This window comes from Goodfellowiella coeruleoviolacea, assembly GCF_024171785.1.
GTDB classification, from domain to species: Bacteria; Actinomycetota; Actinomycetes; order Mycobacteriales; family Pseudonocardiaceae; genus Goodfellowiella; species Goodfellowiella coeruleoviolacea.
Genome location: NZ_JAMTCK010000007.1, coordinates 364,568 through 389,169, shown reverse-complemented (window position 1 = coordinate 389,169; position 24,602 = coordinate 364,568). Strand labels below are relative to the sequence as shown.

The window sequence follows — 24,602 nt, the reverse complement described above, 5'->3', positions numbered from 1 at the left end:
CGCCGTTCTCGGGTCAGCCCGGTCAGCCCCCGGCCACCGCCGGCTCCGGCGGGACCGGGGCCGGGCGGCGGGGCCGGACCCCGGCACAGCACACCGCCGCGACCGCGCACAGCGCGCCCGCCGCGCTCCACGCCAGGGTGTACTCGCCGAAGTGGTCCCGGATCACCCCGGCCCCGACCGCGGCGATGCCGGCGCCGAGCTGGTGGGCGGCGAAGACCCAGCCGAACACGATCGGGGCGGCCTCGCCGAACGCCTGCCGGCACAGCGCGACCGTGGGCGGCACGGTGGCCACCCAGTCCAGCCCGTAGAAGATGATGAACACCCAGATGCCCGGCTCGGCGGTGGGCGCGAACAGGTGCGGCAGCAACAGCAGTGAGCCGCCGCGCAGCGTGTAGTACCAGACCAGCAGCCAGCGCGAGCTGAACCGGTCGGTCAGCCAGCCGGACAGCACCGTGCCCGCGATGTCGAAGATGCCGACCAGGGCGAGCAGACCCGACGCGGTGGTCTCGGGCATGCCGTGGTCGTGGGCGGCCGGGATGAAGTGGGTCTGCACCAGCCCGTTCGTGCTCATCCCGCAGATCGCGAAACTGGCGGCGAGCAACCAGAACGCCCGGGTGCGCGCGGCCTGGCCCAGCACGGTCAGCGCGCGGCGGGCGGCGTTGTTGGCCGGTGCCGAGGGCGGCGCGGCCACGGCCGGCTCCTCCGGGGCGCCGTAGGGCCGCAGGCCGACGTCGCTGGGGTGGTCGCGGAGCAGCCAGACCACCAGGGGCACCACGACCAGGGCGGCGCCGGCCACCGTCAGTGCCGCCGCCCGCCACCCGGACGTGTCCACCAGGGCGGCGAGCAGCGGTAGGAAGATCACCTGACCGGTGGACCCGCCGGCGGTCAGCACACCGGTGACCACGCCCCGGCGGTGCACGAACCAGCGGTTGGTCACGGTGGCCACGAAGGCCAGCGCCATCGAGCCGGTGGCCAGGCCGATGAGCACGCCCCAGCACAGCACGAGCTGCCAGCTGGCCGTCATGAACACGGTCAGGCCACTGCCCGCCGCGACCAGCACCAGGGCACCGGCCACCACGCGGCGCATGCCGAAGCGCTCCATCAGCGCCGCGGCGAACGGCGCGGTCAGCCCGTACAGGGCCAGGTTGATCGACACCGCCGAGGCGATCAGGCTGGTCGGCCAGCCGAACTCGGCGTGCAGCGGGCCGAAGAACACCGTGGGGGTGGCCCGGAAGCCGGCCGCGCCCACCAGTGCCACGAATGCCACCGCGGCCACGATCCAGGCGCGGTGAATCCCACGCGACCGCACCGGGGCGGCACGCACGTCCGTTGGTCGAGTCACCGGCTCAGCGTCGGCCAGCACCCCTCGGTCGGACCAGTGATCGGACGGCCAACATCCACAAGCTTCCGGCCATCGCCCGCGCCCCCCACCTTGACAGCACCCTCGCGCGATCAACAAGATACTCTCATCATTCAGATGACATTAACATCTGAAATGCCGGACAAGGAGACTCCATGTCGCCCACCCCCACCCCACGCCAGCCGGTCACCAGGGCCGTTGGCGGCATCACCTTCACCGACCCCTACGACTGGCTGCGGTCGGACACCGAGGAGTCGCTGCGCTGGCAGGAGCGGCAGACCGCCGCCACGACCACCGCGCTCGAGGACCTCCCCGTCGCCGAACTGGCCGAGGCGATCAAGCCAGCGCTGCGGGACTTCATCGCCGGCGCGCTCGGCGGGCGGGTTCTGGTCGGCGGCCGGTGGTTCTGGCTGGGACAGGACGATGCCGGAACCGGGCAGGCGATCCGGGTGTCCGACGACCGGGACGACCCCGGCCGGGTCGTCATCGACGCGGCCCGGCTGACCGCCCAGCGCGGCGACGGCCGGCCGAGCACCCTGGTCTACCTCCAGCCCTCGCCGGACGGCCGACTGGTGGCCTTCAGCGAGTCCGTGGGCGGCGCCCCGTTCGGGGTGTACCGGGTGGTCGAGGTGGACAGCGGCCACCTGCTGGACGTGTCCGTGCCCACGCTGCAGGGCAACGCCGCGCTGCCGGCCTGGCTGCCCGACGGCAGCGGCTTCTACCTGCACGGCCGCGCCGCCGACGGCGGACACCAACTGCTGTTCGCCCCGGTGGCGCCGGGCACACCGGAGCGCCCACCGGTCAGCTTCGCCCTCGCCGACGTGCCCGCGACCGTGACCGGCCTGGTCCCCCAGGTGTCCCCGGACGGCCGGCACGTCCTCGTCGTCACCTCACCCCACCAGCACGTCGCCACCATGATCGGCGACGAGCGAACCGGGCGGTGGCGGCCCTTCACGCCGGAGGGGTTCGACGCCGAACTGCACGGCGACTGGCTGGACGACGACACCTACGTGGCGATCGCCACGGACACGCCACGCGGTCGGCTGGTCGCCATTCCCGTGGCCACCTCGACCGATCCGGCGACCTGGCGGGAACTGGTTCCCACCGGCGACCTGGTGCTGCGCGGCGTCCAGGTCGTCCGGGGCCGGCTGGTGGTCAGCGCGCTGCGCGACGTGAGCCTGGACATCCGCGTCCACCAGCCGGACGGCACCCTGGTGGGCCGCGCCCCCCTGCCGCCGGCCAGTGCCTCGCTGGGCCTGGTGGGCCCTGGCCGGCTGCGCCCGCCCTCGGCCGCGTTCCTGTTCTCGGCCAGCACGTTCACCACGGCCTACACCACCTGCGAACTCGACGTGGACAATGCCGCCCTGGAGGTGGTGGAGGCGGGCGCGGACCTGCCCGGCATCGTCGTCGAGCAGTCCTTCGCCACCTCGGCCGACGGCACACGCGTGCCCTACTTCGTGGTCGCCAGGGCGGATCTGGACCGCACCGTGCCGCAGCCGACCCTGGTCAACGCCTACGGCGGCTTCAACCTGCCGTGGGTTCCCGCGTTCCTCGCCGAGAACGCACCGTTCGTGCAGGCCGGTGGCGTATTCGTGCAGGCGAGCCTGCGCGGCGGCAGCGAGTACGGTCGCGACTGGTACGAGGCCGGCCGGGGCCGCGCCAAGCAGCACACCTTCGATGACCTGCGCGCGGTGGCCGAGGACCTGATCGCCCGGGGCATCGCCACGCCGGACCGGCTGGCCTTCCACGGTGCCTCCAACGGCGGTCTGGTCGCCGGGGTGGCGATCACCCAACAGCCGGACCTCTGGCGTGCCGTTGTCGCCCAGGTACCAGTGCTCGACGTGCTGGAACCCGTGACCGACGGCCCGGGCGCGGAGATCATCCGGTCGTTCTACGAACAGGAGTACGGCTCCCCCGACAACCCCGAGGACGCCGCCGCGATCCACGCGTACTCGCCGTGCCACAACGTGCGCGACGGCGTGTCCTACCCGGCCGTGTTCCAGATCTTCGGCGCCACCGACATCAGCTGCCCGGTTCGCCACGGGCGCCGCTTCACCGCCGCGCTCCAGCACGCCACCACCAGCGGCCACCCGGTGCTGCTGCGGGTGTGGGACGACGTCGGGCACGGCAGCCTCGACCCGGAGGTCTCCGCCCGCCAGCAGGCCGAGTGGCTCGCGTTCGTCATGCGCGAACTCGGCATGAGCTACCCCGGAAACCCGACCTAGCCCGCCACCCGTTCGGGTGGCCCATCACCCGAACGGCGGTGCGCGAAATGTCGACTCGCGCGCGCGGAACGCCCGACTCGCGGGTGGGTCACCCACGGGGGTGGGTGGTGGCCGCCCCAACGGCGCGAACCCGGCAGCCGGCCTGCCTGGTCAGGAGGCTGAGGTGACGCGGTAGACGTCGTAGACGCCCTCCACGCTGCGCACCGCCTTGAGCACGTGGCCCAGGTGCTTGGGGTCGCCCATCTCGAAGGAGAAGCGGCTGACCGCGACCCGGTCCCGGGACGTGGTCACCGACGCGGACAGGATGTTCACCTTCTCGTCGGCCAGCACCTTGGTCACGTCGGAGAGCAGCCGGTGCCGGTCCAGCGCCTCGACCTGGATGGCCACCAGGAACACCGACGAGGCCGACGGCGCCCACTCCACGTCCACCAGCCGCTCGGGCGCGGCCATCAGGGCGTCGGCGTTGGTGCAGTCGGTGCGGTGCACGCTGACCCCGCCGCCCCGGGTGACAAAGCCCAGGATGTCGTCGCCGGGCACCGGCGTGCAGCAGCGGGCCAGCTTCACCCACACGTCGCTGGCGTCCTTGACCACCACGCCGGCGTCGCCCGAGGCGCGGCGGCGGGTGACCGTGGACGGCGTGGACCGCTCGGCCAGCTCCTCCTCGGCGTGCTCGACCCCGCCGAGCAGCGCCACCAGCCGCTGCACCACGTGCCTGGCCGAGGTGTGCCCCTCGCCGACCGCCGCGTACAGCGAGCTGACGTCGGGGTAGCGCAGCTCCCGGGACAGCGCGGCCATGGAGTCGGCGGACACCAGCCGCTGCAGCGGCAGCCCGACCCGGCGGACCTCCTTGCTGATGCTGTCCTTGCCGGCCTCGATGGCCTCCTCGCGGCGCTCCTTGGCGAACCAGTGCCGGATCTTGGTGCGCGCCCTGGGCGAGGCGGCGAAGGTCAGCCAGTCCCGGCTGGGGCCGGCGCCCTCGGCCTTGGACGTGAAGATCTCGACGACCTCGCCGTTCTCCAGCTTGCGCTCCAGCGCGACCAGCCGGCCGTTCACCCGCGCGCCGATGCAGCGGTGGCCGACCTCGGTGTGCACGGCGTAGGCGAAGTCCACCGGGGTCGACCCGGCCGGCAGCGTGATCACGTCGCCCTTGGGCGTGAACACGAAGATCTCCCTGGTCGCCAGGTCGTAGCGCAGCGACTCCAGGAACTCGCCCGGGTCGGCGGCCTCCCGCTGCCAGTCCAGCAGCTGCCGCATCCAGGCCATCTCGTCGACCTCGACGGCCTTGCCGGCGTGCGTGCCCTTGGTCTCCTTGTAGCGCCAGTGCGCGGCGATGCCGTACTCGGCCCTGCGGTGCATCTCGTGCGTGCGGATCTGCACCTCCAACGGCTTGCCGTCGGGGCCGATCACCGTGGTGTGCAGCGACTGGTACACGCCGAACCGGGGCTGGGCGATGTAGTCCTTGAACCGGCCGGGCATGGGCTGCCACAGCGCGTGCACCACGCCCATGGCCGCGTAGCAGTCCCGCACCTCGTCCACCAGGATGCGCACGCCCACCAGGTCGTGGATGTCGTCGAAGTCGCGGCCCCGCACGATCATCTTCTGGTGGATCGAGTAGTAGTGCTTGGGCCGGCCGGCGACCTGCGCCTGGATGCGCGCCTCGCTCATCTGCGTGGACAGCTCGGCCACGACCTTGCGCAGGTAGGTGTCCCTGGACGGGGCCCGGTTGGCCACCAGCCGCACGATCTCGTCGTACTTCTTGGGCTGCAGGATGGCGAAGGCCAGGTCCTCCAGCTCCCACTTGACCGTGGCCATGCCCAGCCGGTGGGCCAGCGGCGCCAGCACCTCCAGGGTCTCCCTGGCCTTGCGGGCCTGCTTCTCCGGCGGCAGGAAGCGCATGGTGCGCATGTTGTGCAGCCGGTCGGCCAGCTTGATGACCAGCACCCGGGGGTCCTTGGCCATGGCGATGACCATCTTGCGGATGGTCTCGGCCTCGGCGGCGGCGCCCAGCTTGACCTTGTCCAGCTTGGTGACCCCGTCGACCAGGTGCGCGACCTCGTCGCCGAAGTCCTGGCTGAGCAGCTCCAGCGAGTAGTCGGTGTCCTCGACGGTGTCGTGCAGCAGGGCGGCGACCAGGGTGGTGGTGTCCATGCCCAGCTCGGCCAGGATGGTGGCCACGGCCAGCGGGTGGGTGATGTAGGGGTCACCCGACTTGCGCCGCTGCAGCCGGTGCTTCTCCTCAGCCACGTCGTAGGCGCGCTGCAGCAGCGCCAGATCGGCCTTGGGGTGCAGCTCGCGGTGCACGGCGGCCAGCGGCTCCAGCACCTGTTTGACCGGGGCGGCGCGCTGCGCGGTGATCCGCCTGGCCAACCGGGCCCGGACACGCCGGGTCGCCGACGGCTGCCGAACCACTGGACCCGGTGGTCCGGCGGCGGCTTCGGTGTCCTGGCTCACCCACGCTCCCGACCTGCTCAGCGCCGGTCCGGACGGTGTCGGACTGGCTGGGGTTCACGGGGAATTCCCCGTGAACCCGAGGATAACTCCGCCAACCCCTGGCCTCGTCCGGACCGGCGCCGAGCGTGGTCAATCAGACGGTGAGCAGTGTGTGCACGTTCCGCCCAGCCAAACGCCGTCGACCGCCCAGCGCCGCCAGCTCCAGCACCACCGACACCCCGACCACCGTGCCGCCGGCCCGTTCGACCAGCTCACAGGCGGCCTCCATGGTGCCGCCGGTGGCCAGCACGTCGTCCACCACCAGCACCCGGGCACCGGGCGACAGCACGTCGGCCGGCAGCTCGAAGGTGGCGGTGCCGTACTCCAGTTGGAAGTCGATGCGGTGCGCGACCGCCGGCAACTTGCCCGGCTTGCGCACCGGCACCACACCGAGGCCCCTGGCGTAGCCGACGCCGGCGCCGAGCAGGAAGCCCCTGGCCTCCAGCGCGACCACCAGGTCCACCTCGGGACCGGCCTGCGCGGCCATGGCGTCGACCACGGCCCGCACCGCGGCGCCGTCGGCCAGCAGCGGGCTGATGTCCTTGAACAGCACACCCGGCTGCGGGAAGTCGGGGATGTCCCGGATCAGGTCGAGCGCGCGGACCAGGTCCGCGCGCCCGGCCACGCTCGGGTCCACCACCCCCGTCATCGCCGCCTCTTACCGGCGGTCCGGGCCGACTTGCCGCTGGGCCGGGCCGCCCTCGGGGTGCGGGCGGGCACGCTGGCCGCCGCGGCCATGGCCCGCTCCCGGCGCAGCTCCTCCTCCAGCGACTCGTCGTCGGTGGACTCCACGCCCTCGGCACCGCCCTCGGCCGCCTGCGCGGCCTTGCGGGCCAGGTTGACCCGGCGGGCGGCCACCCGGGCCGCCTGCGCCTTGAACGCCGGGTCGCGCATCTTGAAGTCGACCAGCAGCGGGGTGGCCAGGCAGATCGAGGACAGCGCGCCGGCGAGCATGCCGGTCAGCTGCACCAGGGCCAGGTCCTGCAGGGTGCCGACGCCGAGCACGCCGACGCCCACGATGAGCAGGCCGAGCACGGGCAGCAGCGCGATCAGCGAGGTGTTGATCGACCGCATCAGGGTCTGGTTGAGCGCCAGGTTGGCGGCCTCGCCGTAGGTGCGCCTGGTCAGGCCGAGCAGACCCCGGGTGTTCTCCTTGACCTTGTCGAACACCACCACGGTGTCGTACAGCGAGAACCCGAGGATGGTCAGCAGGCCGACGATGGTGGCCGGGGTGACCTCGAACCCGGACAGCGAGTAGATGCCCGCGGTGACCACCACGTCGTGCACCAGCGCGATCAGCGCCGACACCGCCATCCAGCGTTCGAAGTAGACCGCGAGGAAGACGGTGACCAGCACCAGGAACACGATCAGCGCGATCAGCGCCTGCCGGCTGATCTCACCGCCCCAGGACGCGCTGACCTTGCTGTCGCTGATCGCCTGCTCGCTGGGCTGGCCGTTGCTGCCCAGCGGCTGGAACCTGTCGTACAGCGCCTTCTTCAGGTCGGCGACCTGGTTGGTCTCCAGCGTCTCGGCGCGGATCTGCACGCTGGCCGAGCCGCCGCTGCCCACGGTCTGCACCGCGGCCGGCGGCTGGCCCACGGCCTGCTGGAAGACGTCGGTCACCTGCTCGACGGTGGCCGTGCCGGTCGCGCCCGCCGCCGGCATCTGGATCTTGGTGCCGCCCTCGAAGTCGATGCCGAGGTTGAACCCGCGGAACACCATCGAGCCGACGCAGACCAGCACCAGCGCGATGAAGAAGATGTACCAGCGCCTGCGCTTGCCGACGATGTCGAACGCGCCGGTGCCCACGTAGAGCCGGTGGAACACGCTCTCCTTGCGGCCGGTCCGCTTGCCCGCGTCGCCGGACGGCTGACCCGCTGTGGGTGCGTCAGGGTTCGACACGTCACGCCTCCTTCACGGCGGTCGACCGGCTGGCCGCGCGCTGGTTGCCGGCCGCGCGCACCGCGCCAAGACCAGAGAGCTTCGGGCTGGACAACGTCTTGGACCGGGCCGTCAGCGCGACCAGCGGGTGGGTGACCAGGAAGACCACCACCAGGTCCAGCACGGTGGACATACCCAGGGTGAACGCGAAGCCCTTCACCTGGCCGACCGCGAGCACGTAGAGCACGGCCGAGGCCAGGAAGCTCACCATGTCCGCGGACAGGATGGTGCGGCGGGCCCGCACCCACGCCCTCGGCACGGCGGACCGGAACGTCCGGCCCTCCCTGACCTCGTCCTTCATCCGTTCGAAGAACACCACGAACGAGTCGGCGGTGATACCGATCGCGATGATGAAACCGGCGACACCCGCCAGGTCGAGGGTAAAGCCCATCCACCGGCCGAGCAGCACCAACACCGCGTAGACCACCACGCCGGACAGGCCAAGCGAGAGCACGGTGAGCACACCGAGCAGCCGGTAGTAGAACAGGCAGTACACGATGACCAGGGCCAGGCCGATGCCACCGGCGATCAGGCCGGCCTCCAGCGAGGCCAGGCCCAGGGTCGCCGACACCGTCTCGGCCTCGGAGGAGGCGAAGGACAGCGGCAGCGACCCGTACTTGAGCACGTTGGCCAGCTGCTGCGCCTCGGCCTGGTTGAAGTTGCCGCTGATCTCGGTGTTGCCGCCGAGGATGGCCTGGTTGATCTGGGGTGCGGACACGACCTTGGTGTCCAGCACCACGGCGACCTGCTGGCCGACGTTGGCCGAGGTGAAGTCGGCCCACGTGGTGGCGCCGGCGCTCTTGAAGGTCAGGTTGACCACGAAGCCCGGGCCGTTGGGGTTGGTGCTGGCGGCGGCGTTGGAGATCTCGCTGCCCTCCAGGAACACCTTGTCCAGCAGGTACTTGGCGGTGCCGTCCTCGCTGCAGGTGACCAGCGGCAGGTTCGGGTCGTCGTTGCCGATCAGCGGGTCCGGGTGCTCCGGGTCGGTGGAGCAGGTCAGCATGGCCAGCGCCTGCTGCTGGATGTTCGGGTCCTCGCTCTGCCGCAGCGCCTTGGCCTGCTGGATCTCCTGGGACACCTGGTCGTTCTGGTCCGCGCTGGGCGTGGGCGCGCCGCTGGAGGTCTGCGGGGTCGACGACGGGGTCGACGACGGGGTCGACGGGCTGGACGAACCCGGGTCGGCCTGCTGGTGGGCGCCACCGCCGGAGCCGCCCGCGCCCTGCGGCGAGGTGCCGTCCGAGGGCTGGGTGCTCGGTGACTGCCCGCTGGGCGCCTGCCCGCTGGGCTGCTGCTCGCCCGAGGGCTGCTGGGAGCTGGCCGGCGGGCTCGACGACTCGGTGGACCCGGACTGGTCGGATGCCGGCGGCGTGGCCGCGGTGGCGTTGAGCACCTGGCGGAACCCGAGCTTGGCGGTCTGCCCGAGGCTCTTCGCCTGGTCGCCCTGGTCACCGGGAACGGTGATGACGATGTTGTTGCCGTCGAGCACCACTTCGGCGCCACTGACCCCGAGCCCGTTCACCCGGGTCTCGATGATCTGCCTGGCCTGGTTCAGCGACTCCCTGGACGGGTCGGCGCCGTCCGGCGATCGCGCGGTCAGCGTGACGCGCGTACCGCCCTGAAGGTCGATGCCCAACTTCGGGGTGGCCTTGCCGCCGCCGGTGAAGAACACCAGCGCGTACAGCACGACCACGATGAGGGCAAAAACCGCGAGATAACGTCCTGGGCGGATCTGCCCGGCCGGAGGTGCCACGGTCCGTCCGTCTCCTCAAGCGTCTGTCTGGTTGTCAGCGCGCCACCGCGACCCGGTCCGGGTCACGACAACACGCCCTCACCTCACTGTGTCGGTGCGGCGAGGGCGCAGCGTACCGCGCATGGTGTGAGGCACGCGTCACCGCCCGGAGCCAACTGGTCCTGCCGGCTCCGGGCGCTGCCCCGTTGGGCGGGATGCTCCCCCGTCATCCCCGCTCGAACGGCCTACTTCTTCTTGCTGTGCTCCAGCGGCTCGGCGAGCTGCGCGGTGCTCTGCGGGGTGCCGGCCGAGTCGGTGTCGGTGTCGAGCGCCGTGGTGTCGTCGTCGGCCTCGGCGGAGAGGGTCTCCTCCTCGGTGTCCTCATCCACCGTGGGGTTCACCTTCTCCCGGACCGCGGCGCGCACCCACGTGGTGACCATGCCGGGGGCGATCTCCAGGTCGATGGTGTCCTCACCGGTCTCCACCACGGTGCCGTACAGGCCGGAGGTGGTCATGACCCGGTCGCCGGGGCCCAGCGAGTTCTGCATCTGCTGCATGTCCTGCATGGCGCGCTTCTGCTTGCGGGCGCTGAGGAACAGCGGCACCGCCACCAACACCAGCAGCAGGGGGAACATCAGGGACGAGAGTTGCATCGTTCTCCGTTCGGCGGACGCCGCCGGCAATGCAGCGAAACGCCCGATTTATCTGGATGCCTGTCTTCGAGTGTGCCAGGTCCACCCGTCAGGACCCGAGCCGGAGGCCGTGGCAGTGGTCGCACCGGGTGCTGTTCACCCGTCCTGCGACCCGCTCGGTACCTCCCCGACGGCCTCGTCCGGCGGGGTCAGCCCCAGGTGGACCCAGGCCGCCGCGGTCGCCACCCGGCCACGCGGCGTACGTGCCAGCATGCCAGCCCGAACAAGATATGGCTCACATACCTCTTCCACCGTAGTCGGTTCCTCGCCCACGGCCACCGCCAGCGTGGACACGCCCACCGGGCCGCCGCCGAAGGACCGGACCAGCGCGGACAGCACCGCCCGGTCCAGCCGGTCCAGGCCCAGCTCGTCCACGTCGTAGACCTCCAGCGCGGCCCTGGCCACCGCCCTGGTGACCGAGCCGTCCGCCCGCACCTCGGCGTAGTCGCGCACCCGGCGCAGCAGGCGGTTGGCGATCCGCGGTGTGCCCCGGGACCGCCTGGCGATCTCCTCGGCGCCGTCGCCGTGCAGGTCGATGCCGAGGATGGTGGCCGAACGGCGCACCACCAGCTCCAGCTCCTCGGCCGAGTAGAACTCCATGTGCCCGGTGAACCCGAACCGGTCGCGCAGCGGCCCGGTCAGCGACCCCGACCGGGTGGTGGCGCCGACCAGGGTGAACGGCGCGATCTCCAGCGGGATGCTGGTGGCGCCGGGTCCCTTGCCCACCACCACGTCGACCCGGAAGTCCTCCATGGCCAGGTACAGCATCTCCTCGGCCGGGCGGGCGATCCGGTGGATCTCGTCGATGAACAGCACGTCGCCCTCGACCAGGTTGGACAGCATGGCCGCCAGGTCACCGGCCCGTTCCAGGGCCGGGCCCGAGGTGATCCGGATGGCGCTGCCCAGTTCGGCGGCGATGATCATGGCCAGGCTGGTCTTGCCCAGTCCGGGCGGGCCGGACAGCAGCACGTGGTCGGGCGGGTCGCCGCGGCGCATGGCGCCGTGCAGCACCAGCTCCAGCTGTTCGCGCACCCGCGGCTGGCCGACGAACTCCGCGAGGTTGCGCGGCCGCAGGGTGGACTCGACGTCCCGTTCGGTGGGCACGGCCAGCGGCGACAGCGTGTCGCCCGACTCGGCCGGGTCGTAGGGCTCGTCCTGGATGTCGGTCACCGGGTCATCCGTCCACTGGGTTGGTGCTTGACTTGGTGCTGCTGGTCACCGCGGTGCTGCCCGCTGTGCCGCTCGGGCCTAGCGCTTGCGCCCGAGCAGGGCCAGGGCCCGGCGCAGCACGGCCGAGGTGTCCAGGCCCGGGCTGTCGGCCAGGACCGTGGCCACCGCCTGCTCGGCCTGCTTGGCCGGGAAGCCCAGGCCGAGCAGGGCCTCGCCGACCTGGGCGCGCACCTGCTCGGTGTCCGGCCCGACCGGTCCGCCGTCGGTGACCGCCGGCCGCCCGACCTTGTCGCGCAGCTCGATGACCAGCCGCTCGGCCCCCTTGCGCCCGATGCCGGGCACCTGGGTGAGCACGCTGATCTCGCCGCCAGCCAGCGCGGTGCGCAGCTTGTCCGGCTCCAGCACGGCCAGCATGGCCAGCGCCAGCCTCGGCCCGATCCCGGACACGGTCAGCAGCTGGTTGAACAGGTCCCGCCCGTCGGCGTCGGGGAAGCCGAACAGGGTGAGCGAGTCCTCGCGCACCACCATGGCCGTGGCCAGCGTGATCTCCTCGCCCCGGCGCAGGGTGGCCAGGGTGGACGGGGTGGCCTGCACGGCGAACCCGACGCCGCCCACCTCCACCACGGCGTGGTCGAGCCCGACGGACAGCACGCGTCCGCGTAGCGATGAGATCACCGGTCAGCACCTCCTGTGCCGGGTTGGGCCGGTGTGGTCACCGGGCCCCCAGATTGTGGGTCACCGGCCGGGCCGGCCGTGCCGGACCCCGCCGCTCCCGCCGACCGCACCGCACCGCCGGCCGCCCCAGCGGAGCGGGCGGACCGGGCGGACCGGGTGGGTGGGGCCGGCTGCTGGGCCGACCGGGTGGCGGTGCGGGCCGCACCGGCCGCCTCCTGGCCGGCGGCCAGCCGGGCGCGGTGGGTGCGGGCCAGTTGGGCGGCCCTGGCCTGGGCGTCGGCCAGGCGGGAGCGCATGGGCGCCCGCCACAGGTGGCAGATGGCCAGTGCCAGGGCGTCGGCGGCGTCGGCCGGGCGCGGCGCCTCTGCCAGCCGCAGCAGCCGGGTGACCATGGTGGTGACCTGGGCCTTGTCCGCCCGGCCCGACCCGGTGACCGCGGCCTTGACCTCGCTGGGGGTGTGGAAGACCACCGGAATGCCGCGCCGGGCCGCGGACAGCGCGACCACGCCGCCGGCCTGTGCCGTGCCCATGGCCGTGCGCACGTTGTACTGGCTGAACACCCGCTCCACCGCGACCACCTCGGGGCGGTGCAGGTCCAGCCACTGCTCCACGGCGTCGGCCACCTGCAGCAGCCGGATCGCCAGGTCGGCGTCGACCGGGGTGCGCACCACGTCCACGGCCACGCACCGCACGGTGCGGCCGGGGCCGCCGTCAACCACCCCGAGCCCGCACCGGGTCAGCCCCGGGTCGACTCCCAGCACGCGCACGGCATCACCTCGTGGCTCGCCCCCTACGAACATCCGTTCGAGACCTTATCGGGCGCGCCCCGGCCGGCCGTGCGACCGACACGCACTCGGGGCCCAGGCCGGCCCGCTCAGCCCTCGCGCACGGCGCGCAGCGAGTAGGTCAGCGGCAGCATGGGCGCGTCCGGCGGCAGCGTCCACCATCCCGGCACGGTGGACTCGACCAGCCACGGCCACCGCTTCCAGGGCGTGCTGGTCCGCTCGGTCACCGAACTCACCCGCAGCCCGGCCCTGGCCAGCGCGGTGACCACCTCGCCGATGCCGTGCTCCCACTGGAAGGTGGTCCGGGCGTCGGCCGGCAGGGCGGCGCCGTCGGTGTAGCTGAACTCCTGGTCCCAGCGGTGCGTGCGGCCCCCGAAGAAGTCGTAGACCAGCCGTGGCGCGCCCGGCTCGCTGTCGTCGGCGGCCGAGGTGACCAGCGGGTGGAACTCGACCAGGTAGAGCTGGCCGCCGGGCCGCAGCAGGTCGGCCACCACCCGGGCCCACCGGTCCAGGTCGGGCAGCCAGACCAGGGCGCCCTTGCCGGTGTAGACCAGGTCGAAGCGGGCCCCGTCCAGCGCCACCACCGCGTCGTAGACGTTGGCGTGCACGTAGCGCACGGGCACGCCGACCTGCTCGGCGAGCCGGGTGGCCGCGCGCACCGACTCGGCGGAGATGTCCAGTCCGAGCACCTCGGCGCCGGCCCTGGCCAGGCTCAGCGTGTCCGTGCCGAGGTGGCACTGCAGGTGGACGGCCTGCTTGCCGGTCAGATCGCCCAGTTCCGCCCACTCGAAGTCGGGCAGGTCGGCGACACCGGCGCGCACCCCGGCCAGGTCGTAGAACTCACTGTCCACGTGCACGGACGTGCGGGCGTCCCAGTTGCGCTCGTTGGCGCGCAGCATGCGCTGGATCTCGTCGTGGTCCGGGTTTCCCATGCGGCTATCCAGCCGCGACCACCCGGGTGCTGTCGACTGGTTTTCCCGGTTCCACCGGTTTCTCCAGCACCACCAGCCGCACGCCGGCCACGTCCGAGCGCTCGCCGACCGGCCGGAAGCCGACCCGCCGGTAGAACGCCAGGTTGGCCTCGCTGTCCCCACCCGCGACCAGCCACACCACCCGCACCCGCGCCGGCACCTCGGCCAGCAGCGCGGTCACCAGTTGGCGGGCGATGCCCCGGCCCCGCGTGTCCGGTGCGACCGCGAGCCGGGCCAGTTCCATCCGGTCGGCGCTGACGCGGCCCCGCACCGACCCGACCAGCCGGGACCCGAGCCACGCGCCCAGCGGGATCACCGCCGGGTCGTCGATGTCGGCGCGCAGCTCGGCCAGTGTCTCGCGCAGCGGCGGGATCTCGCTGGTCCGGTAGCGTCGCGCCTCGTCGACGAAGGCGGCGCGCTGCACGGTCAACGCCTCGCCGGCGTGCTCGGCGCGCAGCCGGCGGATCACCACCTCGGCCGGGTCAGCCGCCGCGGCCGGCTCAGCCGCCGCGCTCACGGCCCGGTCACCCCCGGCGTCCAGCTCTCCGGCATGCCCGACTCGGTCAGCACCGGCTGCCACTCCCAGAAGCCCTCGGGCGCCTCGTCCTGCCACGGCCAGACGCCCTGGGCGGTGGGCACCAGGATCTGCACCGCCGGGAAGTCGCCCTTGCGGTAGAGCAGGAACGCGCTGCCGAAGAACTCCGGGTAGTAGCCCCTGGCCACCTTCTCCACGGTGATCGGGATGCCCTCGAAGAAGTCGTGGTGCAGTTCGCCCGGCACGAACCGGCGGCCCTCCCTGGCCCGGGTGACGTACGCCTTGAGCAGCACCTCGGCCATGACCGGGGGCAGCCCGACCACCACGGCCTCGGCCACGCCGAAGCGACGCCACGCCCCGACCGAGAACGCGTACGGCGCGCCCTGGTCGTCGCCGGCCACCTGCACCACGGCGTGGCCGTGCTCCTCGGCCTGGTCCAGCAGCCAGGCGCGCAGTTCCGCGTCCTCGGCGGTGATCCCTTGGGTCGACACGCGCTCATTCTGCCTGCCGCGGCAAGCCCCGCCGCGCACAACACGGCGGGCGGCGGATCAACTCCGCCGCCCGCCCGGTGACTCGCGGTGTCCGGTGCCGGCTAGCCGATCGCCGCCATGACCTCGTCGGACACGTCGATGTTCGCGTAGACGTTCTGCACGTCGTCGCAGTCCTCCAGCGCGTCGATCAGCTTGAAGACCTTGCGCGCCGGCTCCTCGTCCAGGGAGACGCTCACCGAGGGCAGGAAGCTGGCCTCGGCCGACTCGTAGTCGTAGCCGGCGTCCTGCAGCGCGGTGCGCACCGCGACCAGGTCACCGGCCTCGGAGACGATCTCGTAGCTCTCGCCGAGGTCGTTGACCTCCTCGGCGCCGGCGTCGAGCACGGCCATCAGCACGTCGTCCTCGGACAGGCCGTTCTTGGGCAGGATCACCACGCCCTTGCGGTTGAACAGGTAGGCGACCGAGCCCGGGTCGGCCATGGAGCCGCCGTTGCGGGTCATGGCGGTGCGCACCTCGGAGGCGGCCCGGTTGCGGTTGTCGGTCAGGCACTCCACCAGCACGGCCACGCCGTTGGGCCCGTAGCCCTCGTACATGATCGTCTGCCAGTCGGCGCCGCCGGCCTCCTCGCCGGCGCCCCGCTTGCGCGCCCGCTCGATGTTGTCCAGCGGGACGGAACTCTTCCTGGCCTTCTGGATCGCGTCGTAGAGCGTGGGGTTGCCCTCGGGGTCGCCGCCCCCGGTCTTGGCCGCGACCTCGATGTTCTTGATCAGCTTGGCGAACAGCTTGCCGCGCTTGGCGTCGAGGGCGGCCTTCTTGTGCTTGGTGGTGGCCCACTTTGAGTGGCCGCTCATCTATCCTCCGAGAACTCTGCGGAACAGCCGACGACGCCTGGTGTTCTTCCGGCGTTCGGTCAGGCCGCTCGTACCGTCTGCACGAAAAGGCGGTGCACCCGCCCGTCACCGGTCAACTCCGGGTGGAACGCGGTGGCGAGCACGGGCCCCTGCCGAACCGCGACGATCCTACCGGCGGCTTCCCCGGCGGCCGGGGTGTCCGGCACGGTGGCGAGCACCTCCACCCCGGTGTCGGCCGACTCGACCCACGGTGCCCGGATGAACACGGCGTGCACCGGGTCGCCCTCGATGCCGGTGAAGTCCAGGTCCGCCTCGAAGGAGTCGACCTGGCGGCCGAAGGCGTTGCGCCGCACCACCACGTTCAGGGCACCCAGTTGGTGCTGGTCGGGACGGCCGTCCAGGACCTTGTTCGCCAGCAGGATCATCCCGGCGCACGACCCGTAGGCTGGCATTCCCTCGGCCAGCCTGGCCCGCAGCGGGTCCAGCAGTTCGAAGGTCGCCAGCAGCCGGCTCATCGTGGTCGACTCGCCGCCGGGCAGCACCAGCCCGTGGACCTCGGCCAGTTCCTCCGCCCGGCGCACCGGCCGCGCGAGCACGTCGCACTCGGCGAGCGCGACCAGGTGCTCCCGAACATCACCCTGCAGGGCGAGCACCCCGATGACGGGCTGGGCAGCGGACACGGGCGGCAACCTCCTGGTCTGGCAGGTGAACTCCTGCCTTTCCAGCGTAGCCACCGTTCGGGCTAACAGCGGGGACCGGGTACCGCGGCGGCCCGGTCCCCGCGCGGGCGTGCCCGCCCTGGCGCGTGGCGCGCGTCAGTCGCCGGTGTTCGCGGCCACCGGCTGGGTGGTCCGGGCCGAGGGCCGCCGGTTGCGCACCCACCACCAGCCGACCGCCAGCAGCGCCACGATCACCGGCAGGAACATGAACGCCACGTGCTCGGCCCCGTCCGAGAAGCCCATCAGCACCACGACCAGGGCGAGGAAGCCCAGGGTGGCCCAGCTGGTGTAGGGCGCGCCGGGCATCCGGTAGCTCGGCCTGGTCAGCTCGCCCCGGTTGGCGGCGGTGCGCAGCCGCATCTGGCAGATGATGAACGTGGCCCAGGTGGCCACCACCCCGAACGAGGCGATGGCGGTGGCGATGTCGAACGCCTCCTTGGGCACCAGGTAGTTGAGCACCACGCCGAGCAGGTAGGCCACGGCGGTGAACAGGATGCCGCCGTAGGGCACGTGCCGGCTGCTCATCCGGCCGGCGAACGCGGGTGCCTCGCCGTTGTCGGCCAGGGCGCGCAGGATCCGGCCGGTGGAGTACAGCCCGGAGTTGACCGAGGACAGCGCCGCGGTGAGCACCACGGCGTTCATCAGGTCACCGATGCCGGGCACGCCCAGGCGGGAGAACACCGTGACGAACGGGCTCTCCGCGCCGCTGTAGGCGTTCCACGGCAGCAGCATGGCCAGCAGCAGCACCGAGCCCACGTAGAAGACGCCGATCCGCCAGATCACCCCGTTGATGGCCCTGGGCAGCACCTGGCGCGGGTTCTGCGTCTCCCCCGCGGCGATGCCCACCATCTCGATGGCCGAGTAGGCGAACACCACGGCCTGCAGGCTGATCAGGGTCACGCCGAGGCCGGCGGGGAACAGGCCCTGGTGCTCGGTCAGGTTGCCGACGCCGGCCTGCTGGCCGCCGATGTCGGCGCCGCCGATCAGCAGGCCGATGCCGGTCACCAGGAACACCACGATGGCCAGCACCTTGATGACCGAGAACCAGAACTCCAGCTCGCCGAACAGCTTCACCGAGAGCAGGTTGATGGCCAGCAGCGCCACCAGGGCGATCAGCGCGGTCACCCACTGCGGCAGGTCCGGCAGCCAGCGGTGCACGTAGATGGCCACCGCGGTGATCTCGGCGATGCCGGTCATCGCCCAGTTCAGCCAGTACAGCCAGCCGGAGGCGAACCCGGCCCAGGGGCCGATGAACTCCCTGGCGTAGGACACGAAGCTGCCCGCGGTGGGCCGGTGCAGCACCAGCTCGCCGAGGGCGCGCATGACGAAGAACGCGGCCAGTCCGCACAGCGCGTAGGAGAAGACCAGTGACGGGCCGGCCGCGGCCAGTTTGCCGCCGGCGCCGAGGAACAGTCCGACGCCGATCGCGCCACCGATGGCGATCATCTGCACCTGGCGCTTGCCCAGCGCCTTGCGGTAGCCCTCGGCGTCGACGTCGCTGCCGCCCCCCAGCGGTGCGTCGGCGGTGCCGGCCGCTGGCGGGTGCTCCCGCCCGGTTCCCATTGGCGAATCCACTCGATGGGTCCTTCCCTGTGACGTCAGTCGCTGCCGCGTCGGAACCTCCCGCGCCCCGACGCTGTGACACAGCGTGACCTGAGTCATTCCGTGAGTGCGGGAACTCTAGTCAGCGGTTTCCGCGGCGGAGGCACTGCTTGGGGAAGGCTTGATGTGTCGATCGTCACAGGATGTAACTATTTCCAGTCCAAATCCCGATGTTATGCCCGTCCCATTAGAAATATTAATGACCCGTGGTGACAGCCCTTGACGCCCCGGCCGGCGGTGCTCCGGCCGACCGGACTCAGGGCGCGCCGAGCAGCCGCAGCACCGCGGTGGTGGCCGCGGCGAGCACCACCACCACGACGAACGGCAGGCGGCGCCACGCCGCCAGGCCACCGACCAGCACGCCGGCCGGCAGCGACCAGCCGGCGTAGCCGCTGCCGCTGGTGAGCGCCGCGGTGGCGATCAGCGCGGTGAGCAGCGTGGTCGCGGCCACCGCCAGCACGCGGGTGACCCGCTCGGACAGCCGGACCCGGTCGCGCAGCAGCGGACCGGCCAGCCGCAGGCCGTAGGTGCCCAGGGCGAGGACCAGCACAGCGGCCAGGGTCATGAGCGGGCCTCCGTGGTCGAGGAGCCGTCAGCGGGACGGTCCGCCGGGGCGCTGACGCGCCGGGGCACCGGCAGCAGCATGGCGGCCACCCCGGCCAGCGACAGCAGCACCGGCACGCCGGCCGGCACCAGCGGGGTGGCCACCACCGCGATCAGCGCGCCGACCAGCGCGCAGCGCCGGGTGACCGCGTCGCGCAGCGCGGGCAGGGTCAGCGCGAGCAGCGCGGCGGGAAAGGCCGCGTCGATGCCGAGCGCGTCGGTGTCGCCCACGGCCGAGCCGGCCAGCGCGCCCAGCACCACGCCGATGTTCCAGCAGACGTACAGGGCCAGGCCGCAGGTCCAGAACGCGGCCCTGGCCCGCCTGGGGTCGGTCTGCGCCATGGCGAAGGCCACGGACTCGTCGGTCATCACGTGGCTGCCGACCAGGCGGGCTGGCCAACTGCCGCCCAGCGCGTGCCCGACGGCCAGGCCGAACGGCAGGTGCCGCACGTTGAGCAGCAGGGCGGCCAGCACCGCGGCCACGGCCGTGCCGCCGGCGGCGACCACGCCCACCGCCATGAACTGCGCGCCGCCCGCGAACACCAGCAGCGACATGGCCACCGGCACCCACAGCGGGTTGCCGTCGGCCACGGCGATGGCCCCGAACGAGGCCCCGACCAGGCCACTGGCCAGGGCGATCGGCGCGACGTCGCGCAGCAGACCGCGATCCAGTGTTCGCCATAACGAACGCATGGCCGATATCGTGAACACCGGGGGGCCGTTCGTCAAGCCGAACATGACGATCGGCATACCGAACACGACGGCGAGCCCGGCCGACCGCGAGAACGGCATCGCGACCGGCGGCGACGAGGGGAGAGAGTGTGGTGGCACCGGAACAGGCCGCACGGCAACAGGCGGCTCAGCCACCCAGGGCGCAGGCGCCGCTGCAGGCCATCTCGGCGGCGCTGCGCCGGGAACGGGAGCGGGTCGGCCTGTCCCTGAGCGAGCTGGCCAAGCGGGCCGGGGTGGCCAAGTCCACCCTCTCCCAACTGGAGGCCGGCAGCGGCAACCCGAGCGTGGAGACGCTGTGGGCGGTGGCCGTGGCCCTCGGCGTGCCGTTCAGCTGGCTGGTCGAACCGCCCGCGCCACGGGTGCAGGTGATCAGGGCCGGTGAGGGGCTGGGCATCGCCTCGGAGCGGGCCAACTACGTCGCCACCCTGCTGGCGTCCTGCCCGCCCAACGCCCGGCGCGACATCTACCTGCTCACCCTGGAGCCGGGCGAGCCGAGGCGCTCCGACCCGCACATGCCGGGCACGGTCGAGCACCTGATCGTGAGCACCGGCCGGGTGCTGGCCGGCCCCACCGACGAGCCGGTCGAGCTGGGCCCCGGCGACTACCTGGCCTACCCCGGCGACCTGCCGCACATCTGCCAGGGCCTGGAACCCGCCACGTCAGCCGTTCTGGTGATGCAGCACATCTGAGCATGCACAATGGGTGCAGTAGCGCTAATTTGCACCCATGGGCAAGGTCATCCAGATCCGCGACGTGGACGACGCCACGTACACGGCACTGCGCACCAAGGCCTCGGCCGAACACCTCTCGCTCAACGCCTACCTCCGGCGCGAGCTGGCCCGGCTCGCGGAAAAGCCCAGCATGGCCGAGTGGATCCGCGCGGCGACCGATCGGGACTGGGGAGTCAGCCGGGACACCGTTGTGGGAACTCTCCGGGAGATCCGAGACGAGGGCGGCGAGGACCAGACGACGTGAGTCCGACCATCGTCGTCGATGCCTCGGCACTGATCGAGATCGCCGTGTCGCGCCGACCAGACCACGCCCTGCTGCACCGGTTCACCGAGTCCGAGGCCATCGCACCGGCGGTCATCGACGCGGAAGCCCTCAAGGTCCTCCGCCGCATGGCCCACCGCGGCCAACTGACCGACACACAGGCACTCGCCGCGCTCACCCTGGTCCGCAAGGCCCCCGTCACCCGCTTCGACCACCAGTTGTTCCTGGCATCAGCCTGGCAGCTGCGTCACGCGATCGCCGCGTTCGACTCGCTGTACGTGGCACTGGCCGAGCAGTTCCGACTCCCCCTGGTCACCTGCGACGCGAAACTCGCGGGCAGCAACGGGCACAACGCCAAGATCGAGTTCTACCCGCTGTCCTGAACAGCCGTGCCGACCAGGCTGTTGGCCCGCCGGGGCGGTCCCCGGGCGGGCCGGCAGCGTTGTCGACCTCGGGGTCACCAGCCGCGTTCGGCCAGGCGGTGCGGCTCGGGGATCTCGTCCACGTTGATGCCGACCATGGCCTCGCCCAGGCCGCGGGAGACCTTGGCGATCACGTCCGGGTCGTCGTAGAAGGTGGTGGCCTTGACGATGGCCTCGGCGCGCTTGGCCGGGTCGCCGGACTTGAAGATGCCCGAGCCGACGAACACGCCCTCGGCGCCCAGCTGCATCATCATGGCCGCGTCGGCCGGGGTGGCGATCCCGCCGGCGGTGAACAGCACCACCGGCAGCTTGCCCAGCTCGGCGACCTCGGCCACCAGCTCGTAGGGCGCCTGCAGCTCCTTGGCGGCCACGTACAGCTCGTCGTGGCTCATGGTCTGCAGCCGGCGGATCTCCGCGCGGATCTTGCGCATGTGCGTGGTCGCGTTGGACACGTCACCGGTGCCGGCCTCGCCCTTGGACCGGATCATGGCCGCGCCCTCGGTGATCCGGCGCAGCGCCTCGCCCAGGTTGGTGGCCCCGCACACGAACGGCACGGTGAACTGCCACTTGTCGATGTGGTTGGTGTAGTCGGCCGGGGTGAGCACCTCGGACTCGTCGATGTAGTCGACGCCGAGCGCCTGCAGCACCTGGGCCTCGACGAAGTGGCCGATCCGGGCCTTGGCCATGACCGGGATGGAGACGGCCTCGATGATGCCGTCGATCAGGTCGGGGTCGCTCATCCGGGCCACGCCGCCCTGCGCGCGGATGTCGGCGGGCACCCGCTCCAGCGCCATCACCGCGACCGCGCCGGCGTCCTCGGCGATCTTGGCCTGCTCCGGGGTGACCACGTCCATGATCACGCCGCCCTTGAGCATTTCCGCCATCCCGCGCTTGACCCGGGCGGTGCCGGTCACCGGGGTGGCGCCAGGTGCCTCGGGACGCTGGTCCGAAGTGGCCGTGGAGGTCTCTGCGGTGGTCACGGTGGGGCCTTTCGACACGCTCGACATGGGAACGTGGACGGCTCGCGCACGTCCACGACCTCATCGTACGTCTGGTGTGGACCGGTCAGGCAGGCCAATTCGGGGCGTTCTCACCAGGCCACTTCTCCGGGTGGCCAGCCCGGCGGCCGCCCCTTCGCGCCACCGGCCGCGACCACCTCGCGACCACCCCCGGCGGGCCGCCACCGAGCGGAACCGGGCGCGCCGCCTTAGCTTCCTTCTCATGGGTTACTGGTGGGACGGTGCCCTTGTCCTCACCGGTCAACAGGTGTGAGATCGAACACATCGAACACGCTGACCTGTCTGGTGGCGAGGCGAACCGACCGGCGGGCCGCACTCCTGCACCAGGTGGGCGTCAGCGAGCGGGGATCGGCTGGCCGAGCCAGGCGGCAGCCTGGACCACACCGAGCCGCAACGCAGGACAACGCCGTCGCGTGCGGGAGGCACCTCATGGGCAACAAGCACACCGACAACGGCCACCCGGACGTGGCCGCCGTGACCGACCCGGCCAGGATCCGCAACGTGGTCCTGGTCGGCCCGTCCGGCGCGGGCAAGACCACCCTGGTCGAGGCCCTGCTCGCCGCCACCGGCGTGCTGGGCAAGCCGGGCTCGGTCACCGAGGGCACCACCGTCTGCGACCACGACCCCGCCGCCGTGCGGCAGCAGCGGTCGGTCGGCATGGCCGTGGCACCGCTGCCGCACGGCGACCTGAAGATCAACCTGATCGACACACCCGGTTACGCGGACTTCGTCGGCGAACTGCGCGCCGGGCTGCGCGCGGCCGACGCGGCCCTGTTCGTGGTCAGCGCCTCGGCCGGGGTGGAGCCGGCCACGGTGGCGCTGTGGGCGGAGTGCGCGGCCGTGGGCATGCCCAGGGCCGTGGTGATCACCCGGCTGGACCACCACCGGGCCGATCTGGCCGCCACCGTCACCGCCTGCCGGCAGGCGTTCGGCCTGGGCGTGCTCCCGCTGTACCTGCCGGCCGGTACCGGCCGCACCGGGCTGGTGGGCCTGATCACCGGCAGGTTCGCCGACTACTCCGCCGGTTACCCGCCCCGCGTGGGCGACCCCGACCAGGGCGAGCTGGACCGGCTGGCCGAGGCCCGCGACGAGCTGATCGAGGGGATCATCGCGGAGAGCGAGGACGAGACCCTGATGGACCGCTACCTCAGTGGCGAGGACATCGACCAGGCCACGCTCATCGCCGACCTGGAGACCGCGGTGGCGCGGGGCTCGTTCCACCCGGTCATCCCGGTCTGCGCGGCCACCGGCCTCGGCCTGGCCGAGCTGTTGGACGGCCTGGCCAGGGCCGTGCCCGCCCCGGTGGAGCGACCGCTGCCGGCCGTCACCGACCTGGCCGGCGCGCCGCGCACCGGGCTGCGCGCCGCCGACCCGGACGGGCCACTGCTGGCCGAGGTGGTGCGCACCACGGTGGACTCCTACGTCGGGCGGGTGAACCTGGTCCGGGTGTTCTCCGGGACGCTGCGCCCGGAGGGCCCGGTGCACGTCTCCGGGCACGGTCTGGCCGAGCGCGGCCACGACGACCACGACGTGGACGAACGCGTGGCGCACATCTACTCGCCGCGCGGCTCGGCCCTGCACGAGGTGCCCTGCTGCGTGGCCGGCGACGTGTGCGCGGTGACCAAGCTGGGCTCGGCCGAGACCGGCGACACCGTGTCCGACCCGGCCGACCCGCTGCTGGTGCGGCCCTGGTCCATGCCGGAGCCGCTGCTGCCGGTGGCCGTGGTGGCGCACAGCCGCAGCGACGAGGACACCCTGGCGCGCAACCTCGGCCGGCTGGTCGCCAGCGATCCCACGCTGCGGCTGGAGCGCAACCCGGAAACCCACCAGCTGGTGCTGTGGTGCATGGGTGAGGCCCACGCCGACGTGGTGCTCAGCCGGCTGCGCGCGGGCGGCGCCGAGGTGGACACCGAGCCGATCCGGGTGCCGCTGCGGGAGACGTTCACCGCGCGGGTCAAGGGGCACGGCCGGCACGTCAAGCAGTCCGGCGGGCACGGCCAGTACGCCGTGTGCGACATCGAGGTCGAACCACTGCCCCGGGGCGCCGGCTTCGAGTTCGTCGACCGGATCGTGGGCGGGGCCGTCCCGCACCAGTTCATCCCCAGCGTGGAGAAGGGCGTGCGCGCCCTGCTGGAGCGCGGCCTGCGGCCCGGCTGCCCGGTGGTGGACGTGCGGGTCACCCTGGTGGACGGCAAGGCGCACAGCGTGGACTCCTCGGACGCGGCCTTCCAGACGGCCGGCGCGCTGGCGCTCAAGGACGCCGCGGCCACCGGCCAGACCAGCCTGCTGGAACCGTTGGACGAGGTGGCCGTGCGGGCGCCGGACGAGCACCTGGGCACGGTGCTCGGCGACCTGTCCGGCCGGCGCGGCCGGGTGCTCGGCACCGACCCGGACGAGGCGCCCGGCTGGACCGTGGTGCGCGCCGAGGTGCCCGCCACCGAGCTGCTCCGCTACGCCATCGACCTGCGCTCGCTGACGTCGGGCTCGGCCACGTTCACCCGGCGCTTCGCCCGCTACGAGCCGCTGCCGCAGGCGCTGGCCGCCACCGTGTCCTGAGCACACCCGGCCTGGGACGCACCCGGCCCGCGCACACCCAC

Annotated in this window: 22 protein-coding genes and 1 pseudogene; 5 read left to right on the top strand and 18 right to left on the bottom strand. The window is 72.4% G+C overall.

What is annotated here, in order from left to right:
• Positions 1-22: 22 nt before the first annotated feature.
• Positions 23-1,276, bottom strand: a complete 1,254-nt coding sequence (locus LX83_RS17695) for an MFS transporter (protein WP_407649606.1) — start codon at positions 1,274-1,276, stop codon at positions 23-25.
• Between the two features lie 239 nt (positions 1,277-1,515).
• Between LX83_RS17695 and LX83_RS17690 the strand changes: the two genes are divergently transcribed.
• Entirely contained in the window at positions 1,516-3,585 is a 2,070-nt protein-coding gene (locus tag LX83_RS17690) for a prolyl oligopeptidase family serine peptidase (RefSeq protein ID WP_253772680.1), read from the top strand.
• Positions 3,586-3,735: 150 nt separating this feature from the next.
• Here the strand turns inward: LX83_RS17690 and LX83_RS17685 are convergent, their stop codons facing one another.
• The 16 genes and pseudogenes from LX83_RS17685 to LX83_RS17610 all read right to left on the bottom strand — a co-directional run bounded on the left by LX83_RS17685 (position 3,736) and on the right by LX83_RS17610 (position 19,532).
• Complete coding sequence (locus LX83_RS17685; protein WP_253772678.1) at positions 3,736-6,036, bottom strand: RelA/SpoT family protein; 2,301 nt, start codon at positions 6,034-6,036, stop codon at positions 3,736-3,738.
• A gap of 133 nt (positions 6,037-6,169) precedes the next feature.
• The gene (locus LX83_RS17680) at positions 6,170-6,724 is read right to left on the bottom strand and encodes an adenine phosphoribosyltransferase (RefSeq protein WP_253772676.1); all 555 of its coding nucleotides are present in this window, start codon (positions 6,722-6,724) and stop codon (positions 6,170-6,172) included.
• Positions 6,721-7,977: a protein translocase subunit SecF gene (gene secF, locus LX83_RS17675; RefSeq protein WP_407649601.1), complete on the bottom strand. Its 1,257-nt coding sequence runs from the start codon at positions 7,975-7,977 to the stop codon at positions 6,721-6,723. The genes LX83_RS17680 and secF overlap by 4 nt, the downstream gene beginning before the upstream one ends.
• A gap of 1 nt (position 7,978) precedes the next feature.
• Positions 7,979-9,766, bottom strand: coding sequence for a protein translocase subunit SecD (gene secD / locus LX83_RS17670; RefSeq protein ID WP_253772674.1), 1,788 nt, complete (start codon positions 9,764-9,766; stop codon positions 7,979-7,981).
• A 224-nt stretch (positions 9,767-9,990) separates the two neighbouring features.
• Positions 9,991-10,398, bottom strand: a complete 408-nt coding sequence (yajC, locus tag LX83_RS17665) for a preprotein translocase subunit YajC (RefSeq protein WP_253772672.1) — start codon at positions 10,396-10,398, stop codon at positions 9,991-9,993.
• Positions 10,399-10,533: 135 nt separating this feature from the next.
• Positions 10,534-11,598 (bottom strand): Holliday junction branch migration DNA helicase RuvB, encoded by a 1,065-nt coding sequence (ruvB, locus tag LX83_RS17660; RefSeq protein ID WP_407649605.1) that lies wholly within the window; start codon positions 11,596-11,598, stop codon positions 10,534-10,536.
• An 87-nt stretch (positions 11,599-11,685) separates the two neighbouring features.
• Complete coding sequence (gene ruvA / locus LX83_RS17655) at positions 11,686-12,282, bottom strand: Holliday junction branch migration protein RuvA (protein WP_253772670.1); 597 nt, start codon at positions 12,280-12,282, stop codon at positions 11,686-11,688.
• A gap of 194 nt (positions 12,283-12,476) precedes the next feature.
• Positions 12,477-13,049: pseudogene (ruvC, locus tag LX83_RS17650) on the bottom strand (crossover junction endodeoxyribonuclease RuvC); the annotation flags it as partial.
• A 107-nt stretch (positions 13,050-13,156) separates the two neighbouring features.
• Complete coding sequence (locus LX83_RS17645) at positions 13,157-13,999, bottom strand: class I SAM-dependent methyltransferase (RefSeq protein WP_253772668.1); 843 nt, start codon at positions 13,997-13,999, stop codon at positions 13,157-13,159.
• Between the two features lie 4 nt (positions 14,000-14,003).
• Positions 14,004-14,555: a GNAT family N-acetyltransferase gene (locus LX83_RS17640; RefSeq protein ID WP_253772666.1), complete on the bottom strand. Its 552-nt coding sequence runs from the start codon at positions 14,553-14,555 to the stop codon at positions 14,004-14,006.
• Positions 14,552-15,064 (bottom strand): DUF4262 domain-containing protein, encoded by a 513-nt coding sequence (locus tag LX83_RS17635; protein ID WP_253772664.1) that lies wholly within the window; start codon positions 15,062-15,064, stop codon positions 14,552-14,554. The genes LX83_RS17640 and LX83_RS17635 overlap by 4 nt, the downstream gene beginning before the upstream one ends.
• A gap of 101 nt (positions 15,065-15,165) precedes the next feature.
• Positions 15,166-15,915, bottom strand: coding sequence for a YebC/PmpR family DNA-binding transcriptional regulator (locus LX83_RS17630; RefSeq protein WP_253772662.1), 750 nt, complete (start codon positions 15,913-15,915; stop codon positions 15,166-15,168).
• Between the two features lie 59 nt (positions 15,916-15,974).
• A complete protein-coding gene (gene pdxT / locus LX83_RS17625) occupies positions 15,975-16,595 on the bottom strand; it encodes a pyridoxal 5'-phosphate synthase glutaminase subunit PdxT (protein ID WP_407649600.1) in 621 nt (206 codons plus the stop codon).
• A 135-nt stretch (positions 16,596-16,730) separates the two neighbouring features.
• Complete coding sequence (locus tag LX83_RS17620; RefSeq protein WP_253772810.1) at positions 16,731-18,080, bottom strand: amino acid permease; 1,350 nt, start codon at positions 18,078-18,080, stop codon at positions 16,731-16,733.
• A 412-nt stretch (positions 18,081-18,492) separates the two neighbouring features.
• Positions 18,493-18,801 carry an AzlD domain-containing protein gene (locus tag LX83_RS17615; RefSeq protein ID WP_253772660.1) on the bottom strand — a complete coding sequence of 103 codons (309 nt, stop codon included), beginning with the start codon at positions 18,799-18,801 and terminating at the stop codon, positions 18,493-18,495.
• Positions 18,798-19,532: an AzlC family ABC transporter permease gene (locus LX83_RS17610; protein ID WP_253772658.1), complete on the bottom strand. Its 735-nt coding sequence runs from the start codon at positions 19,530-19,532 to the stop codon at positions 18,798-18,800. Before LX83_RS17610 ends, LX83_RS17615 begins: the two co-directional genes overlap by 4 nt.
• Positions 19,533-19,663: 131 nt before the next feature.
• Between LX83_RS17610 and LX83_RS17605 the strand changes: the two genes are divergently transcribed.
• Genes LX83_RS17605 through LX83_RS17595 form a run of 3 tightly spaced genes read left to right on the top strand, consistent with a single transcriptional unit; the run spans position 19,664 to position 20,947 of the window.
• Positions 19,664-20,260, top strand: a complete 597-nt coding sequence (locus LX83_RS17605) for a helix-turn-helix domain-containing protein (protein WP_253772656.1) — start codon at positions 19,664-19,666, stop codon at positions 20,258-20,260.
• A gap of 37 nt (positions 20,261-20,297) precedes the next feature.
• On the top strand, positions 20,298-20,546 hold the full coding sequence (locus tag LX83_RS17600; protein ID WP_253772654.1) for a FitA-like ribbon-helix-helix domain-containing protein: 249 nt from the start codon (positions 20,298-20,300) through the stop codon (positions 20,544-20,546).
• The gene (locus LX83_RS17595) at positions 20,543-20,947 is read left to right on the top strand and encodes a type II toxin-antitoxin system VapC family toxin (protein WP_253772652.1); all 405 of its coding nucleotides are present in this window, start codon (positions 20,543-20,545) and stop codon (positions 20,945-20,947) included. The genes LX83_RS17600 and LX83_RS17595 overlap by 4 nt, the downstream gene beginning before the upstream one ends.
• 74 nt (positions 20,948-21,021) lie before the next feature.
• Here the strand turns inward: LX83_RS17595 and pdxS are convergent, their stop codons facing one another.
• Complete coding sequence (gene pdxS / locus LX83_RS17590; RefSeq protein ID WP_308204000.1) at positions 21,022-21,900, bottom strand: pyridoxal 5'-phosphate synthase lyase subunit PdxS; 879 nt, start codon at positions 21,898-21,900, stop codon at positions 21,022-21,024.
• A 534-nt stretch (positions 21,901-22,434) separates the two neighbouring features.
• Here pdxS and LX83_RS17585 point away from each other — a divergent pair.
• A complete protein-coding gene (locus LX83_RS17585) occupies positions 22,435-24,561 on the top strand; it encodes an elongation factor G-like protein EF-G2 (protein WP_253772650.1) in 2,127 nt (708 codons plus the stop codon).
• Positions 24,562-24,602 lie beyond the last annotated feature (41 nt).